This is a genomic window from Streptomyces sp. NPDC058246 (assembly GCF_042881985.1).
Lineage (GTDB): Bacteria > Actinomycetota > Actinomycetes > Streptomycetales > Streptomycetaceae > Streptomyces.
In genome coordinates this window covers 368,237-382,758 of record NZ_JBHVWZ010000004.1, presented here as the reverse complement: position 1 = coordinate 382,758, position 14,522 = coordinate 368,237, and the positions used below count along the sequence as shown (strand labels likewise).

General features: G+C 69.3%; 14 protein-coding genes. 8 read left to right on the top strand and 6 right to left on the bottom strand.

Annotation, left to right across the window (positions count from 1 at the left end; genetic code table 11):
* Positions 1-15: 15 nt before the first annotated feature.
* Together ACFVXA_RS08935 and ACFVXA_RS08930 are read right to left on the bottom strand one after the other, a co-directional pair.
* Entirely contained in the window at positions 16-750 is a 735-nt protein-coding gene (locus ACFVXA_RS08935) for an acetoacetate decarboxylase (RefSeq protein ID WP_362025203.1), read from the bottom strand.
* A 426-nt stretch (positions 751-1,176) separates the two neighbouring features.
* Complete coding sequence (locus ACFVXA_RS08930; RefSeq protein ID WP_384402809.1) at positions 1,177-1,719, bottom strand: GNAT family N-acetyltransferase; 543 nt, start codon at positions 1,717-1,719, stop codon at positions 1,177-1,179.
* Between the two features lie 636 nt (positions 1,720-2,355).
* Here ACFVXA_RS08930 and ACFVXA_RS08925 point away from each other — a divergent pair.
* Entirely contained in the window at positions 2,356-3,915 is a 1,560-nt protein-coding gene (locus ACFVXA_RS08925; RefSeq protein ID WP_390024383.1) for an alpha-L-arabinofuranosidase B, read from the top strand.
* Between the two features lie 466 nt (positions 3,916-4,381).
* Positions 4,382-4,690 (top strand): acetyl-CoA synthetase, encoded by a 309-nt coding sequence (locus tag ACFVXA_RS08920; RefSeq protein ID WP_383743392.1) that lies wholly within the window; start codon positions 4,382-4,384, stop codon positions 4,688-4,690.
* Between the two features lie 51 nt (positions 4,691-4,741).
* Here ACFVXA_RS08920 and ACFVXA_RS08915 read toward each other — a convergent pair whose 3' ends face one another.
* The 3 genes from ACFVXA_RS08915 to ACFVXA_RS08905 all read right to left on the bottom strand — a co-directional run bounded on the left by ACFVXA_RS08915 (position 4,742) and on the right by ACFVXA_RS08905 (position 8,751).
* Positions 4,742-7,399, bottom strand: coding sequence for a glycosyl hydrolase (locus tag ACFVXA_RS08915; protein ID WP_390024381.1), 2,658 nt, complete (start codon positions 7,397-7,399; stop codon positions 4,742-4,744).
* A 618-nt stretch (positions 7,400-8,017) separates the two neighbouring features.
* Entirely contained in the window at positions 8,018-8,437 is a 420-nt protein-coding gene (locus ACFVXA_RS08910; protein ID WP_362025216.1) for an arsenate reductase ArsC, read from the bottom strand.
* Between the two features lie 143 nt (positions 8,438-8,580).
* Positions 8,581-8,751: a hypothetical protein gene (locus tag ACFVXA_RS08905; RefSeq protein WP_383908227.1), complete on the bottom strand. Its 171-nt coding sequence runs from the start codon at positions 8,749-8,751 to the stop codon at positions 8,581-8,583.
* Positions 8,752-8,822: 71 nt separating this feature from the next.
* Between ACFVXA_RS08905 and ACFVXA_RS08900 the strand changes: the two genes are divergently transcribed.
* From ACFVXA_RS08900 to ACFVXA_RS08885, 4 genes are all read left to right on the top strand, one after another.
* The gene (locus ACFVXA_RS08900; protein WP_362025222.1) at positions 8,823-9,137 is read left to right on the top strand and encodes a metalloregulator ArsR/SmtB family transcription factor; all 315 of its coding nucleotides are present in this window, start codon (positions 8,823-8,825) and stop codon (positions 9,135-9,137) included.
* Positions 9,138-9,175: 38 nt separating this feature from the next.
* Positions 9,176-9,958 carry an aquaporin gene (locus ACFVXA_RS08895; protein ID WP_383743379.1) on the top strand — a complete coding sequence of 261 codons (783 nt, stop codon included), beginning with the start codon at positions 9,176-9,178 and terminating at the stop codon, positions 9,956-9,958.
* Positions 9,955-10,095 (top strand): NAD(P)-binding protein, encoded by a 141-nt coding sequence (locus ACFVXA_RS08890; protein WP_390024379.1) that lies wholly within the window; start codon positions 9,955-9,957, stop codon positions 10,093-10,095. The genes ACFVXA_RS08895 and ACFVXA_RS08890 overlap by 4 nt, the downstream gene beginning before the upstream one ends.
* A 275-nt stretch (positions 10,096-10,370) precedes the next feature.
* Positions 10,371-11,600 carry an MFS transporter gene (locus ACFVXA_RS08885; protein ID WP_383743374.1) on the top strand — a complete coding sequence of 410 codons (1,230 nt, stop codon included), beginning with the start codon at positions 10,371-10,373 and terminating at the stop codon, positions 11,598-11,600.
* 451 nt (positions 11,601-12,051) lie between these two features.
* On the opposite strand, the gene ACFVXA_RS08880 is transcribed toward ACFVXA_RS08885, so the two are convergent.
* Positions 12,052-12,420: a metalloregulator ArsR/SmtB family transcription factor gene (locus tag ACFVXA_RS08880; protein WP_362025233.1), complete on the bottom strand. Its 369-nt coding sequence runs from the start codon at positions 12,418-12,420 to the stop codon at positions 12,052-12,054.
* 184 nt (positions 12,421-12,604) lie between these two features.
* On the opposite strand from ACFVXA_RS08880, the gene ACFVXA_RS08875 reads away from it, so the two are divergent.
* Together ACFVXA_RS08875 and ACFVXA_RS08870 are read left to right on the top strand one after the other, a co-directional pair.
* Positions 12,605-13,972 carry an NAD(P)-binding domain-containing protein gene (locus ACFVXA_RS08875; protein ID WP_390024377.1) on the top strand — a complete coding sequence of 456 codons (1,368 nt, stop codon included), beginning with the start codon at positions 12,605-12,607 and terminating at the stop codon, positions 13,970-13,972.
* Positions 13,973-14,000: 28 nt separating this feature from the next.
* Positions 14,001-14,471, top strand: coding sequence for an ArsI/CadI family heavy metal resistance metalloenzyme (locus tag ACFVXA_RS08870; RefSeq protein WP_362025240.1), 471 nt, complete (start codon positions 14,001-14,003; stop codon positions 14,469-14,471).
* Positions 14,472-14,522: the final 51 nt, after the last annotated feature.

Sequence of the window (14,522 nt, the reverse complement as noted above, 5' to 3'; positions counted from 1 at the left end):
CTTCCTGGCGGGGGGTCAGGCCAGGTAGTCGTGGACGACCCGGGCGCGGCCCAGGGTCAGGTCTGTGAGGATGTGCGAGGCGGAGACCACCTCCAGGACCGGAAGGTCCGCGAGCGGGGCCAGCGCGTGGGCGAAGAGCTGCAGCCGCGCGGGACCACTCCAGGAGCCCTTGACCGTGAGGTCGCTGATCTGTGACCTGACGAGTTCGCAGATGCGCGGCGAGCCGTCGTAATCCGGCAGTTTCTTGAGCATGAACGTCGGCTGCGTCAGCTCCTCACGGGCCTTCTCCGCCTCCAGCGGCCAGTGCTTGTAGCCCATCGTCGCGCGGGCGACGGGCAGCGAGCCGTGGTCGAGAGTGCCGACGAGAGTGTCCTGGTCGACGAACAGCCTGGGCCGGCCCGCCCTTTTCGGGAAGGCACCGATCTCGCGCCCGCTCGCGATGGCGGGGAAGTTGTCCACGTGCATCGACAGGCTGTACTCGCCCGTCTCGCCCTCGTACTCGACGACGACGAGCTGGCCCGCCTCCGTATAGTCGCCCAGCCCCGTGACGTCCGGCATCCGCATGACTTCGAAGCGGACCAGCGGCTCCACCACCCGCAGCGGCTCCGGCACGACCCGCTCCAGTGCCTCGGGATCCGTCCGGTAGGTGATGTTCAGGTACTCGCGGTCGGTGAACCGGTACGGGCCCGCGGGGAAGGCCGGGGCATTCAGTGGTGTGGCCGGTACGCGGACGACGTCTTCGGCTCGCATGGGTCTCGCCTACCTCTCAGGTCCCTCTCTGTACTACGAGGAAGATAAGTTGACATATCGCCACACACATCTCGACCGGCCGCCCCAGGGAGAAGCCGGACAATATTCACCTCATCTAGTTGTACTATGCAACAACATCACCCTAGCTCCGGATCTTAGATGTTGCAAATGGCAACTGAATGGGTGTGATCACGCGCGAGGTCGGACATCACCCGGCCCGGCCCGGCCCGCCCGACATCACCTGCCGATACGACCGAGCCCTGCTCCGGTGAGGAATACGGGCTGCAGGGAGGTATACCGGCCCCTGGACGTATCGCTTGTCCGTCGGCGAACCGGGCCCACGGCCCGCGCGGGAAAACGCCGCCGTCCTGGCCTTCGGCCTTGCATGTCTGCTCCGCGGCCCGACCTTGACCGTCGGGCGGCAGGCTAGCTCTTCGAGTCCGGCTTCCAGTCCTGGACGAGGAGACCGAGCAGCACCTCGTCCAGGAACTCGCCGATCACCCAGGCCGAGGAGCGCAGCACGCCCTCGCGGACGAAACCGTTGCGCTCGGCCGAGCGCAGCATCGCGGCATTGTCGGAGAGCGTCTCGATCTGCAGGCGCCACAGGCCACGCACGACGAAACCGTAGTGGCACAGCACCGCGACCACATCGGTGCCGTAGCCCTTGCCTCGGGCGGACGGCAGCAGCCCCAGCCCGATGTGCGCGGACCGGTTGTGGTTGTCGATGTTCCACAGCTCCGCGGCGCCGACCAGCGTGCCGCCTTCCAACTCCACCACGGAGAACCGGACGTGCCGTTGGTCCTTGTCGTCCACCACGAGCTGCGATTCCTTCGAGCCGGGCGTGATCGGCCGCCACGGCCGGCCGTCGGACCGCGAAAAGTTGACCGCGTCGTCGTAGAGCTCGGCCTGCAGGATCGGGATGTCGTCCTCGTGACGGGCCCTGAGCCCGACCTTGCTGCCCCTTAGCATGCAAGCTTCCTATCGAACCGGGCTCGCCGACGGCAAACCAATAAGCGGTCGTCTCAGTTGGTGTAGCGGCGGTAGCAGCCGAGGACGCCGACGATGCCGACGAAGGCCAGGAAGTGCTCGGCTTTGCGGTCGTTGGGATGAGCTGCATGTTGTGCTGCTGAAAAGGTTGTGGGCGGCGAAGAAGCTGGACTGGTCGCGGGCGTTGGTCGATTCTTTCCGGGTGCGAGCTGCTCGGCGCGGCCCGAAAGCAGGCCCAGCCCGGTCGACCGCGCACGTCCGGGCAGCAAGCACCACGACAAGTGCCGGCGCCTGCCGTGGGCGCGTGGCATCCGTCCGATGATTGCCGAAAACGTCCAGGAACACGGCTCTGGCCTGGGCGTTCTCCGATGGATCGCAGAGCCGACGATTGCCTGGTTCCACCCTGCGCGGGTGTTACGCGCCATCCACATAGCCCCTTTGACGATTTTCGCCCCACGCGTTGACGGACCTACTGCACGGCCCTACCTTCTGACCGATGATACGAACGATGTCCGAAATACCGAACAACTAGGCCGTGTGTTTCGGAAGTCGTTCGGCTATCCGCAGCAGGCCGTTGCTCTGCGGCGGTTCACCCCACTCACGTCAGGGAGGACGTTGATGTCGTTACGCGCACCAGTCCGGCTGATTGACCGCTCGAGGAAATGGGCGCTCTGCGCCGCCACCGCCGTCACGCTCATCGCCAGTGTCCTGGTCGGCGGCACAGGCACGTCGTACGCCGCGAGTTCGCTTCCGTGCGACCTCTACGCCGCCGGCGGCGCGCCGTGTGTGGCCGCGCACAGCACCACCCGGGCGCTGTACGCCGCGTACAACGGCCCGCTGTACCAGGTCAGACGCTCCTCGGACAACAGCAACCGCGACATCGGACTGCTGAGCACCGGCGGCTACGCCAACGCCGCCGCGCAGGACTCGTTCTGCGCGGGCACCACCTGCGTCATCACCGTCATCTACGACCAGTCCGGCCGCGGCAACCACCTCACCCAGGCCCCCGGCGGTGGAGCGGCCGGCGGTCCCGACAACCTCGCGAACGCCATCGCGGCACCGACCACGGTCGGCGGCCACAAGGCCTACGGCGTCTACGTGGCTCCCGGCACCGGCTACCGCAACGACCACACCTCGGGCATCGCCACCGGGGACCAGCCGGAGGGGATGTACGCGATCTTCGACGGCACACACTTCAACGGCGGCTGCTGCTTCGACTACGGCAATGCCGAGACCAGTAACAACGACACGGGCAACGGCCACATGGAGGCCATCTACTTCGGAAACAGCTCGTACTGGGGCTACGGCGCCGGCACCGGCCCGTGGATCATGGCCGACCTGGAGAACGGCCTGTTCTCCGGGGTGAACCAGCGGTACAACGCCAACGACCCGACCATCAACTACCGGTTCACCACCGCGATCATCAAGGGCACCGCGAACCGGTGGGCGATCAGAGGTGGCAACGCCCAGTCCGGCGGCCTGTCGACGTTCTACAGCGGCGCGCGCCCCAACGTCTCGGGCTACAACCCGATGTCCAAGGAAGGGGCCATCATCCTGGGCATCGGCGGCGACAACAGCAAGGGTTCCGCCGGAACCTTCTACGAAGGCGTGATGACCTCCGGCTACCCCTCGGATGCCACCGAGAACGCAGTACAGGCCAACATCACCTCGGTCGCCTACACGGCGTCGGCGTTGCCGGTCGCGCTGACGCCCGGTTCCAGGATCTCGCTGCGGGCCACGACCTCTTGCTGCACCACCGACTACCTCCGGCACGACGACGCCGACACCAACGTGGTCATCTCGCCGATCTCCTCGTCCAGTTCGGCCACCGACAAGAGCGACGCGACCTGGATCGTACGGGCGGGCCTGGCCAACAGCTCCTGCGTCTCCTTCGAGTCTGCCAACGCCACCGGCCAGTACCTGCGTCACGCCGGCTTCCAGCTCCATCTCAACGCCAACGACGGAACCTCACTGTTCGCCCAGGACGCCACCTTCTGTCCACAAACAGGCAACAGCGGACTGGGCTATTCCTTCATGTCCGGCAACTACGACAGCAAGTACCTGCGCCACTACTACTACACCGGGTACATCGCCAGTGATGGCGGCTCCAACGCCTGGGACAGCACCAAGTCGTGGGCTGACGACACCAGCTGGCAGGTCGCCTCACCCTGGTCGTGACCCCACAGCACCAACGGCCGTTGCGCGCGTCCCTCTCGGAGCTCCGCTCCGTGCTGGAACGCGACCGGATCGGCATGCTGCAGGCTGACCATGTTTTGTGACCTGTGCTGCGCCACGACGAGGCACCGGTTGGATGCTGCGCCACGACGAGGCACTGCTGGGGCCGGCAGGGCATGCTGGTATCCGTACACGCGGACCGGAAGGTGTTGGGATGCGGTGGTGGGCCTGGGGGTGGATGGTCGCCGGGATGGTCGTCCTGGCAGCGTGCGCTACGTCGGCGGACGACGGATCGGGAGGAGCGTCCGGGAGCAGCTCGGCCGGGCTGCCGACCGGTTCGCCGATCCACACGTCCGCAGCCCCGTCCGCGAGCGAGCCCGCCAGCCCGACGGTGGGAAGCCCCTCCGTGTCGGCCACCGCGCCGTCCGCTTCGGCGGGGAACTGTGCCGCCGGGCATGCGGAGGTCACCGTGAGCCCCGGTGACGCGGTCGAACAGCGGCTGTGCGTGCGGCCCGGCACCGTCGTATCCCTTGTCCTGCGGCCTCGAACGGACGACAGGCGGTGGACCGCCGTGCGGAGCTCCGCTCCGGTCTTCGTCCTGGCGTCCGGATGGCAGCTGAGCACGGACGGCACGGCCCACGCCTCGCTGCGGTGCGCAGGCACCCGGGCCGGCACGGCGGACGTCACCGCGCTGGCGAAGGCACCGGACGTGGCGGGCGCGGCGCACGTCGCCTTCACGCTGCACGTGAGTGTGGTCCCTTACCCGAGGGAGCGGTGACCCCGACAGCCGGGATCACCGCTCCATGTCGCTGTCAGCTACGCGTGCGCGTCAGCCGCAGTCACGCACCTTGATCGTGTAAATACCGCGGCCGTGGGTGGCCGCGTACAGGGTGGTGCCGTCCGGGCTCAGCTTGAGCTGGAGCACGGCTACGGCCGGGAGTTGCCCGACACGCTGCCACGTCGTTCGGCCCGGCGCGCGGTAGACGACTCCGAGGTCGGTGGCGACGGCGAGGCCGCCGTTGGCCGTGACGACCGCGGAGTTGGTCGGCACGTCGGGGAGGTTCGCCGAGATGTCCTTCCAGGTGGTGCCGCCGTTCTTGGACTCGAAGACATGGCCGACACCCGCGCCGGGGCCTTCGGTCCAGTGCCGGGAGAAGCCGTTGACCGCGAGGTAGACGTGGTCGGCGTTCTTGGGGTCGACGGCGAAGCCGCTGAGGTAGCGGTTGGGCACCGTGCCGTCCGTGCCGGTGGCGGGGAGGGGGATGTCGTGCCAGCCGGTGCCGTCCGCGTTGCCGACCGAGATGCCGCGGGCGAAGCCCTGGTTGTTGCAGGGGCCGCACCAGGCCGCGTACACCTTGCCGCCCGACGCGGCTACGGCGGTCGCGGTGCGGCCGGCGCCGAGGTCGTACACGCTCTTCCACTCCGAACCGCTGCGGATGGCATAGCCGTGGGTCTGCACCCACACGTGGCGGCCGCCCGCGATCCAGGTCGAGCTGGTCTTCGCGTCCACGGCGAGCGGAGCGATGAAGCGGGCCTCGCCCGTGGCGTTGTCGGCCGGGGCGACGTTGTACGACGTGATCTTGCTGGGGTCGGTGACCCAACTGCCGTCGTTGACGGCGCAGTTCTGTGTCACCTGGATCGCGAGGTAGACGTACTCCTCTGCGATGTTGCAGCCGTTGGCCGGATCGGTGAGGGTGTCGCCGCCGTCGCCGCCGAAGTTGGAGCCCATCACCGTGTCGTTGCTGCGCAGGACGGACTGGCCATTGTCCTGCAGGCCGCCGGTGACGGAGACGCCGCCGTAGGTCAGGTCCTTGCCGATGCCCACCGAGTAGTACTGGAGCGTGTCGATGGTCCCGTCATTGAGCGAGGTCCAGTCGGTGGCGTGCCCGGAGGTGTCCTGAGAGCCGTTGAGCGGGCGCTTGTAGACACCGCCGTCGTTGCCCACGTACACGAAACTCTTGCCGTGGTACCTGCCGATCGCGACACCATGCTGGTCGGAGTGGGTGGTCTGGTTGCAGTCGCCCGTCTGCTTGGCCGGGTCGATGTTCCAGCAGGAGAAGCCGAAGTTCCAGTACGGGCCGACGGTCGACCAGCTGCTGCCGCCGTCCTTGGTCTCGTAGACCTCTTCAAGACCGGCGTAGACATGCCGCGCATCGCTCGGGTCGACGGTCAGGAACTGGTTGTACCAGGCCTGGACGCCGGGCATATAGCCGCTGGAGGTGAGTGCCGAGCCGTCGGCGGCGAGGCCCTGATAGTCGGCGATCTTCGTCCAGGGGCCGCTGGGAGAGCCGGACTTGGAGACGTAGATGCCCTCCAGACCGCTGTCCGGGTTGGTGTTCAGCTGCTCCGGCGACTGGTCGATGGCGTAGTAGCGCGAGCCGTCGGCGGAGCGGGCGAAGGTCACGTTGCCGACATTGTCCGCGTCGGACGGCAGGTCGCCCAGACCGCTGGTGATCCGCGTCCAGGTGCCGTTCACCTTGGTGTAAAAGCCGTTGTAGTCGTCACCGCTGCGCCAGCCGACCGCCAGGACCACCTTGGAGGGGTCCTTCGGGTCGATCGCGATGTCGTTGGCGATGTTCTTGTACGCGGCCGAGGCATCGCTCGCCAGCGAACCGCCCGGCAGATAGTCGGGGTTGGGCGCGAACTCCAGCTTCCAGGCACCGCTCAGCTTCTTCGTGGAGTGGCTCCACACGCCCTCGCTGGTCGCCGCCCACGCCTTGCCACCGCCGAAGCGCAGCTCGTGGATGGTGGTGCTCTCCAGCTCGTCGCCGCCGACCCGGCTGCGCGAGGAGAACGTGCCGTGACGCGGGTCGGACAGGACGTAGACGCCGCTGCCGAGGTACGCGTCCGCGTTGGTCGTCGCCTCGCCGGTGCCCAGCCACAGCCGCCCGGCCCCGTCCAGCGCCAGTGCGCCGGTGGACTGCGAGGACAGCCTGTCGCTGATGGGCTGCCAGCGGCCCCCTCCGCTGCGCGACCGCCACACCCCGCCGCCCGCGCTGCCCGCGTACACGTACCCGTCGTCATCGGCGGCCATCGCGGCCATCCGGCCGGTGACATTGCCCGAGCCGCCGCTGGAATTGGAGTCGTAGTCGCGGTAGCGCGGGTCGTCGGAGTTGTACGGCAGGTCGGTGACGTTGCGCCAACTTCCGCCGGTTCTCGGCAGGTTGGTCAGGCTGCTCCAGGCGGCGCCGTACGCGCCGGGCGCGACCGTGCCGGGCGAGGTGCGGGCCTCGGCGTACTGGTCCGCGCCCTCGGCTATCTCATCGGCCTCGTTGCCGTCGTCGCCGCCATCGCCCTCTGCCTTCACCTTGGGGGTGATGCCACCCACCGACTGCGCGCGTCCGGCGGCGAGTTGGGCGAGTGTGCGGGCCCCGAAGGGGCTGCCGTCCGAACCGGAGGCAGCGCCTGCGGGTACCGCGACGAGTGCGGCGGATGCGGTGATGGCGCAGATCGCGAACCATCGTCTCTTACGGGTTGGTGCTGACACCAGGTCCTCCCAAACGGGCAGAGATTCAGCCGTCGCAGAGACCCGACCACGAGCGGGAGGGGGCGTCCGACACTTGGCCAGTCTTTGACCAGAACCTGCCACTACGCGTGACAGCAGCAGGCCGGCTCATCACGCCCGACCATCTGAGCCGGCGCCGGGGCGTGCGCCCCCGGCTGCCCTGTCACCTTTGGGCGAGCTGATGACCGTGCTCGTCTTCGACCTCGGTGACGGCACCTTCGATGTGCGCCGTGCGCCGTGGGCCGTGGCCGTGAGCCGTGAGCCGCGAGGGCGACACTCCCCTATGTGCATACTGCGGTGCAGTGTCAACTCGCTTGGCGCGTACCGGCGCTCCTACGCCATCGTGCGATTCGACAGGTCCATGGCCAGCTGCTCTATTCCGCTTGGGGGCGCGTCGCGTACGGACCCGGGCGCCCTCTGTACGGAGCCTGTTGAGATATACCGAGCGAGCCCGTTGGGATCCGGCAGCTTCCAGCCGTAGTGGCAGGGAACGGGACGTACGGGCAGGCATCGCCGCAGCGTAGAGGGCAGGCGTATCAGGCAGGGCCGGAGCCGATGACGATGACGACGACCTCGCGTGTGCCGGGATCGGTCACGGGGTCACGCCTCCTGCTGGGCGTCGATCTCGGCGATCAACGCCTCGATACGCGTCTTGATCTCGTCCCGGATGGGACGGACGGCCGCGACACCCTTGCCCGCCGGGTCCTCCAGCGCCCAGTCGAGGTACTTCTTGCCCGGGAAAATCGGGCAGGCGTCGCCGCAGCCCATGGTGATGACGTAGTCGGACGCCTGGACGGCCTCGGTGGTCAGGATCTTCGGCCTCTGCTCGGAGATGTCGACGCCGACCTCCATCATCGCCTCGACCGCGGCCGGGTTGACCTGGTCGCCCGGGACGGAGCCGGCGGAGCGGACCTCGATCCGGTCGCCCGCGAGGTCGTTGAGGAATCCGGCGGCCATCTGCGAGCGCCCGGCGTTGTGGACGCAGACGAACAGCACGGAGGCGAGCGGGCTGGAGGACATGGGTTCTTCCTTCGCGATGTGGTTCAAGCAGGTGGTGCAGGATCGGGTACGGGGGTCAGGTGCTCGGCAGGGAGCCGAGCTGTTCGCTGATGTGGGCGTCGATCTCGTCGCGGATGCCGCGGACGACGGCGATCGGGGCGCCCTCAGCGGGAACGGCCGGCGTTGTGGCTGCGCACGAACAGCACCCGGGGCAGGCCGCTGCCCGGTGCGCCCTGGATGTGGGCGAGCGCGTCCAGCCGCTCGGTGGCCAGGTGCTCGGCACAGGGGGCGGGGATGCGGTCACGGCAACCCCCCTTCGGGGCATGGGCCCCCACGGTGTGCGGATGCGGTCCCAAGGTTCAGTCCAGGCTGGTATCAGGTCAGAGTGATGTGAAAGTATCACCCCATGATGACGTCAGTCGACACTGATCTGATGCGGGTTCTCGCGGACCCGCTCCGGCTCCAGATCGTCACCCTGCTCGCCAAGGAGACGCTCTGCAGCACGCACCTGATCGAGGAGACGGGGGCCAGACAGACCAACCTCTCCAACCATCTGAAGGTGCTGCGCGAGGCCGGGGTCGTGGAGACGGAGCCATGCGGCCGGTTCACCTACTACCGGCTGAAGCCCGACGTCATCGCCTCTCTTGCCGGTCAGTTCGCCGACCTCGCGGAGACCGCGCGCGTCACCGCAGAGAACAACGTCAAGCGGTCCTGCCCCTGATATCCGTCGCCCGACGCGACTGCACCGAGGAGTCCTTGTTGACCGCCACGCACGAGACCGCTGCGGAGTCCGCCCTATCCGACGCCGAGCGCCGGCCCGCTCCCGGGGCTACTCCGCCCCGTACGCCGCTCGTTGCCCGGGCCGCCGCCGAACTGGTCGGCACCGCGGCCCTGGTGGCGATCGTGGTCGGGTCCGGCATCCAGGCCACCGAGCTGACCAAGGACGTCGGGGTGCAGCTGCTGGCCAACTCCCTCGCCACCGTCTTCGGCCTCGGCGTCCTGATCACCCTGCTCGGCCCGGTCTCCGGCGCGCACTTCAATCCCGCCGTCACCCTGGCCGAGCGGTGGACCGCCCGCCGCGGCGGCCCCGGCGTCACCCTCCGCGAGGCCGCCGTCTACGTCCCCGCCCAGATCGTCGGCGCGATCGCGGGCGCGATCCTGGCGGATGCGATGTTCGGCGCACCACTGGTGAAGTGGTCCACCCACGACCGTTCGGCCGGCCACCTGCTCCTCGGTGAAGTCGTCGCCACCGCGGGCCTGATCCTGCTGATCTTCGGCCTGGCCCGCACCGACCGGCTGCGCTTCGCTCCCGCCGCGGTCGCCTCGTACATCGGCGCGGCGTACTGGTTCACCTCGTCCACGTCCTTCGCCAACCCGGCGGTGACCATCGGGCGGGCCTTCACCGACACCTCCGCGGGCATCGCGCCCGGTTCGGTCGCGGGGTTCATCTGCATGCAGCTCGTCGGTGCCGTGGTCGGGTTGGCACTGGTGGCCCTCATCTTCATGCCGGGGCGAGCGGCTGGCGAGCAGCCCGCCGCATGACGCACGCCACGCGCGTGGTGGTGATCGGTGGCGGCCAGGCCGGGCTCGCCGCCGGTTGCCACCTGCGCCGCCTGGGAATCGAGTTCGTCATGTTCGGCGCTAAGAGCGTGCCGAGCGGGGCCGGGCAGCACACCTGAAACTCGGTGCGCCTGTTCTCCCCATCTCCCAGCCGCGTACTCCTCACTGCCCGGCCGCCGCAGCCGCCGCAGACCGGCGAGACGTACCCGGCCGCTCGGCCACGGCGACGTGGCCGGACCCGCTTCCGCCACGCTCACCGGCGTCGGGCGCCCCGCCCGCGAGGCATCCCGCGAGGTCAGTGCGCTCCTCGCAGGCGGAACGACGTGAGCACAGCGGGAGAATCGTGGCTTTCTCCACTGCCGCGGCGAACGTGACGTGCTGAAGACTGCCGGTCGTGACCACGACCCCCGCCTCCGACCGCCTGTCGACGGCTGACCAGGATCACTGGCTGACCCCGGGAGTGCGCGGGATCGGATCCGCCAGTTTCCTGGCGGACGTCGGCCATGAGATCCCCACTGCTCTCCTGCCGTCCCTGCTGACCTCGACGCTCGGTGCGCCGGCTGCCGCCCTGGGAGCGATCGAGGGTGTCTCGGACGCCCTCGCCGGGGCGGCCCGTTTCGGCGGCGGTGTCCTGGCCGACGATCCGGCCAGGCGGTGCAAGGTCGCTGTCGGCGGCTACACCACTACCGCCGTCCTCGGCGCCGCCACAGCGGCGGCGACCTCGGTGTGGCAGGTCGGCGTGCTGCGGGCCGCGGCCTGGACCGCGCGGGGGCTGCGCGTGCCCGCGCGCAATGCGCTGCTCGCGGACATCGTCCCGGCGAGTGCGTACGGGCGGGCGTACGGCTTCGAGCGCATGATGGACAACCTCGGCGCGATCTTCGGTCCCCTGCTCGCCCTCGGCCTGGTGGCCTGGCTAGGTGTGCGGTGGGCGATCGGCCTGTCGGTGATTCCGGGGCTGCTGGCGGCCGTCGCGATCGTGTACGCCATTCGCCACACCCCGAAGCCCACCGACCGGGACAAGATGCCGCTGCGCATCCGCGTACGACCCGTGCTGGGCGGCGAGCTGGGGCGGCTGACGGGCGCGATCGCCGCCTTCGAAGTCGGCAACGTCGCCGCAACCCTGCTGATCCTGCGGGCGACCGAACTGCTCACCCCCGGGCACGGCACCAAGACTGCGACCACGATCGCCCTCGGCCTCTACACGGCCTACAACATCGCGGCGACCGTGGCTTCCGTCCCCGCCGGACGCCTTGCCGACCGGCTGGGTGGGCGCGGTCCGCTGCTGGTGCTGGCGGCAGGGGCAGCGGCATTCGCCGTCTCCTACGGGCTGTTCGCAGTCACCGACACGGCCGTCGCGGTCCTCGTGGTCCCGTTCGTCCTGGCCGGTGTCGGCATCGGCGCGGTCGAAACGGCCCAGCATTCCGCCGTAGCGGCGCTCGCCCCCAAGGACCTGCGCGGTTCGGCCTTCGGCCTGCTGGCCACCGTGCAGTCCCTGGGAAACCTCGCCGCCTCCGCCATCGCCGGCACCCTGTGGACCGCCCTCTCCCCTGCCGCAGCCTTCACCTATCTCGCCGCCTGGATGCTGCTGGCCCTGGCCGGCTTCGCACTCACCGTTCGGCGATGACGACAGCACGGATTGCCCGGCTACGACCGCCGCGCCACTCAGTGAGTGCCGCTCAGCGTGAGTTGGCGACGGTGAAGTCGAAGTGCTGGGTCGGTAGGGGTAGCGGGGAAGGGGCAGAGGTCAGTCGGGCCCAGGTGGTTGACGACGTCGAACGACCTGGTGGCAGCGTCCAGGAGCTGGCGAAGGCCCGGCCGACGCCTCGCGGCAGCCTCCTGAAGATCCGCAGCAGACCAGCAACGGCCGGATCAAGAGGTAGCCGAAGAGCATCTGGAACAGCAACGGCTCGTCGGTCCAGCTGGTGCCGTCCGTGGGCGGGCGCAGGTCGGCCTCGGTAGCGTCGTCCAGGAGCCGCTGGAACGTCGTCGTACGGGCACGCTCCACCTCTCATGGATTGTCCGACGGCCCACCGACGACTCCCTCATCCGACCCATCTACCCTCCGCGCGGCCGGCTCAGCCGAGGCTGCCGAGCATCTGCCCCATCACGGCTACCACTGAGGGCTCGACCCGGTAGTAGACCCAGGTGCCGCGCCGCTCGGAGGTGAGCAGGCCGGCCTCCTTGAGCTTCTTCAGGTGGTGGGACACGGTCGGCTGGGAGACGCCGACGTCGGAGATGTCGCAGACGCATGCCTCGCCGCCCGCGTGTGAGGCGACCAGCGAGAACAGGCGAAGCCGCACCGGATCGCCGAGAGCCTTGAACATCCTCGCGGCCCGCTCGGCCTCCTCGGCGCTCAAGGGGCGCTCGGTCAGCGGCGGGCAGCACGGCACCACGGCCTCGGGAGCCTCGGGTTCCAGCAGTGGCAGCGCCTTGGCATTCGACATCTGTCTATGTTGACACATGTCGAACCAAGGCAGCCAGGTGGGGTCGGCCACCCCCGATCACCGCCACCTCGACCACTTCATATCCCCTCCTGGATTCGACGAGTGTCTATGTTGACGCTTATCGAATCAGGTGACATGTTGGATGGGCAAGAGATCGACAGATGTCGAAGCAAAGGGGAACCTCGTGAACGCGCCCACCAACGACCAGCTGCCTGTCGTGGTCATCGGAGCCGGCCCGATCGGCCTGGCCGCCGCCGCCCACCTCGTCGGGCGCGGCATCGAACCTGTGGTCCTGGAGGCCGGTCCGGCCGCGGGTAGCGCGGTGCGGGATTGGTCGCATGTGCGGCTGTTCTCGACCTGGGGCGAGGTCATCGACCCCGCTGCCGAGAAGCTGCTGGCTCCGACCGGCTGGGTCCGCCCCGACGCCTCGTCCTACCCGACCGGCGGCGACTGGGCCGCGCGGTATCTCCAGCCGCTCGCCGATGTCCTCGGCGACAAGGTCCGTTTCGGCGCGCAGGTGACCGGCGTCGCCCGCGTAGGGCGCGACCGCATCGTCGACTCCGGCCGTGACGAACAGCCGTTCACCGTCCACCTCACGACCGCCGACGGCCACGAGGAGCGGATCACCGCCCGCGCCGTCATCGACGCCTCCGGAACCTGGTCGGTCCCCAGCCCTATCGGCGCCGACGGCCTGCCCGCCCTCGGCGAGAAGGCAGCCGCCGAGCAGATCTCCTACCGCATCCCCGACCTCAAGGACCCGGCCGTACGGGCCCGTTACGCCGGCAAGCGCACCGCAGTCGTCGGTTCCGGCGCCTCCGCGTTCACCGCCCTCGCGCACCTGGCCGACCTGGCCAAGGAGGAAAAGGGCACGCACGCCGTGTGGGTCCTGCGCCGTGGCATCGGCGCGAGCACGTACGGCGGCGGCGAAGCGGACCAGCTCCCCGCCCGCGGCGCCCTCGGCCTGCGCGCCAAGGCCGCGGTCGAGCAGGGCCATGCCTCCGCCGCCACGGGCTTTCGCACCGAGGCCGTCGAGCGCGATGCCGCCAACCGTTTGATCCTGGTGGCCGAGGACGGCCGCCGCCTCGACCCGGTCGACGAGGTGATCGTGCTGACCGGCTTCCGTCCCGACCTCTCCTTCCTCTCCGAGGTCCGCCTCGGCCTGGACGAGCGCCTCCAGGCACCGACCGCGCTGGCCCCGCTGATCGATCCGAACGTGCACTCCTGCGGCACGGTCTACCCGCACGGCGTGAACGAGCTCTCCCACCCGGAGCAGGGCGTCTACCTGGTCGGCATGAAGTCCTACGGTCGTGCCCCCACGTTCCTCGCGATGACCGGCTACGAGCAGGTGCGCTCCATCACCGCCGCACTCGCCGGAGACCAGGAGGCCGCCGAGCGCGTCGAGTTGACCTTGCCGGAGACCGGAGTCTGCGGCGGCGCGGGCCTCTTCGACGAGCCCGAGACCGCGCAGGGCGGCGAAGGCGGCGGCTGCTGCGCGACCCCGACCACACTCCAGATCGGCATCGGCGCCCCGGTCTCCCCCGGCGGCTGCTGAACTCCCCACCCGTGCAAGGAGGTTCGTCATGTCGTCGTCTCGCATCCAGCTCGCCCTCCGCGTTCCCGACCTCGCCGCGTCCATCGCCTTCTACACCAAGCTCTTCGGCACCGAACCCGCCAAACTCCGCGACGGCTACGCCAACTTCGCCATCGCCGAGCCCCCGCTCAAGCTCGTCCTCGTCGAAGGCAGCGCGGGCGAGGCCACTCGCATGGACCACCTGGGCATCGAGGTCGACTCCACCGAAGCCGTCCACACGGCTACGGCTCGGCTGGCCGAGTCGGGCCTGACCACGGACGTGGAGAACGACACCACGTGTTGCTACGCCCTCCAGGACAAGGTCTGGGTTCACGGGCCGGGCCAGGAACCCTGGGAGGTGTACGTCGTGAAGGCCGACGCCGACACCCTTGCCAAGCAGCAAGGCAGCACCTGCTGCCCCGACCCGGCCTCGGCCGACACCGGCGCGAACGAACCGGTCGCCGCGAGTGGCTGCTGCTGACCGCCGGGTGACCGACCTTCACACCAGCGGGGCCGCGACCGGAACGGGGAC

Excerpts from the sequence above, each read along its gene's own strand:
- ACFVXA_RS08935 (WP_362025203.1), bottom strand. The coding sequence starts at position 750 with ATGCGAGCCGAAGACGTCGTCCGCGTACCGGCCACACCACTGAATGCC.
- ACFVXA_RS08930 (WP_384402809.1), bottom strand. The coding sequence starts at position 1,719 with ATGCTAAGGGGCAGCAAGGTCGGGCTCAGGGCCCGTCACGAGGACGAC.
- ACFVXA_RS08925 (WP_390024383.1), top strand. The coding sequence starts at position 2,356 with ATGTCGTTACGCGCACCAGTCCGGCTGATTGACCGCTCGAGGAAATGG.
- ACFVXA_RS08910 (WP_362025216.1), bottom strand. The coding sequence starts at position 8,437 with ATGTCCTCCAGCCCGCTCGCCTCCGTGCTGTTCGTCTGCGTCCACAAC.
- ACFVXA_RS08900 (WP_362025222.1), top strand. The coding sequence starts at position 8,823 with ATGATGACGTCAGTCGACACTGATCTGATGCGGGTTCTCGCGGACCCG.
- ACFVXA_RS08890 (WP_390024379.1), top strand. The coding sequence starts at position 9,955 with ATGACGCACGCCACGCGCGTGGTGGTGATCGGTGGCGGCCAGGCCGGG.
- ACFVXA_RS08880 (WP_362025233.1), bottom strand. The coding sequence starts at position 12,420 with ATGTCGAATGCCAAGGCGCTGCCACTGCTGGAACCCGAGGCTCCCGAG.
- ACFVXA_RS08870 (WP_362025240.1), top strand. The coding sequence starts at position 14,001 with ATGTCGTCGTCTCGCATCCAGCTCGCCCTCCGCGTTCCCGACCTCGCC.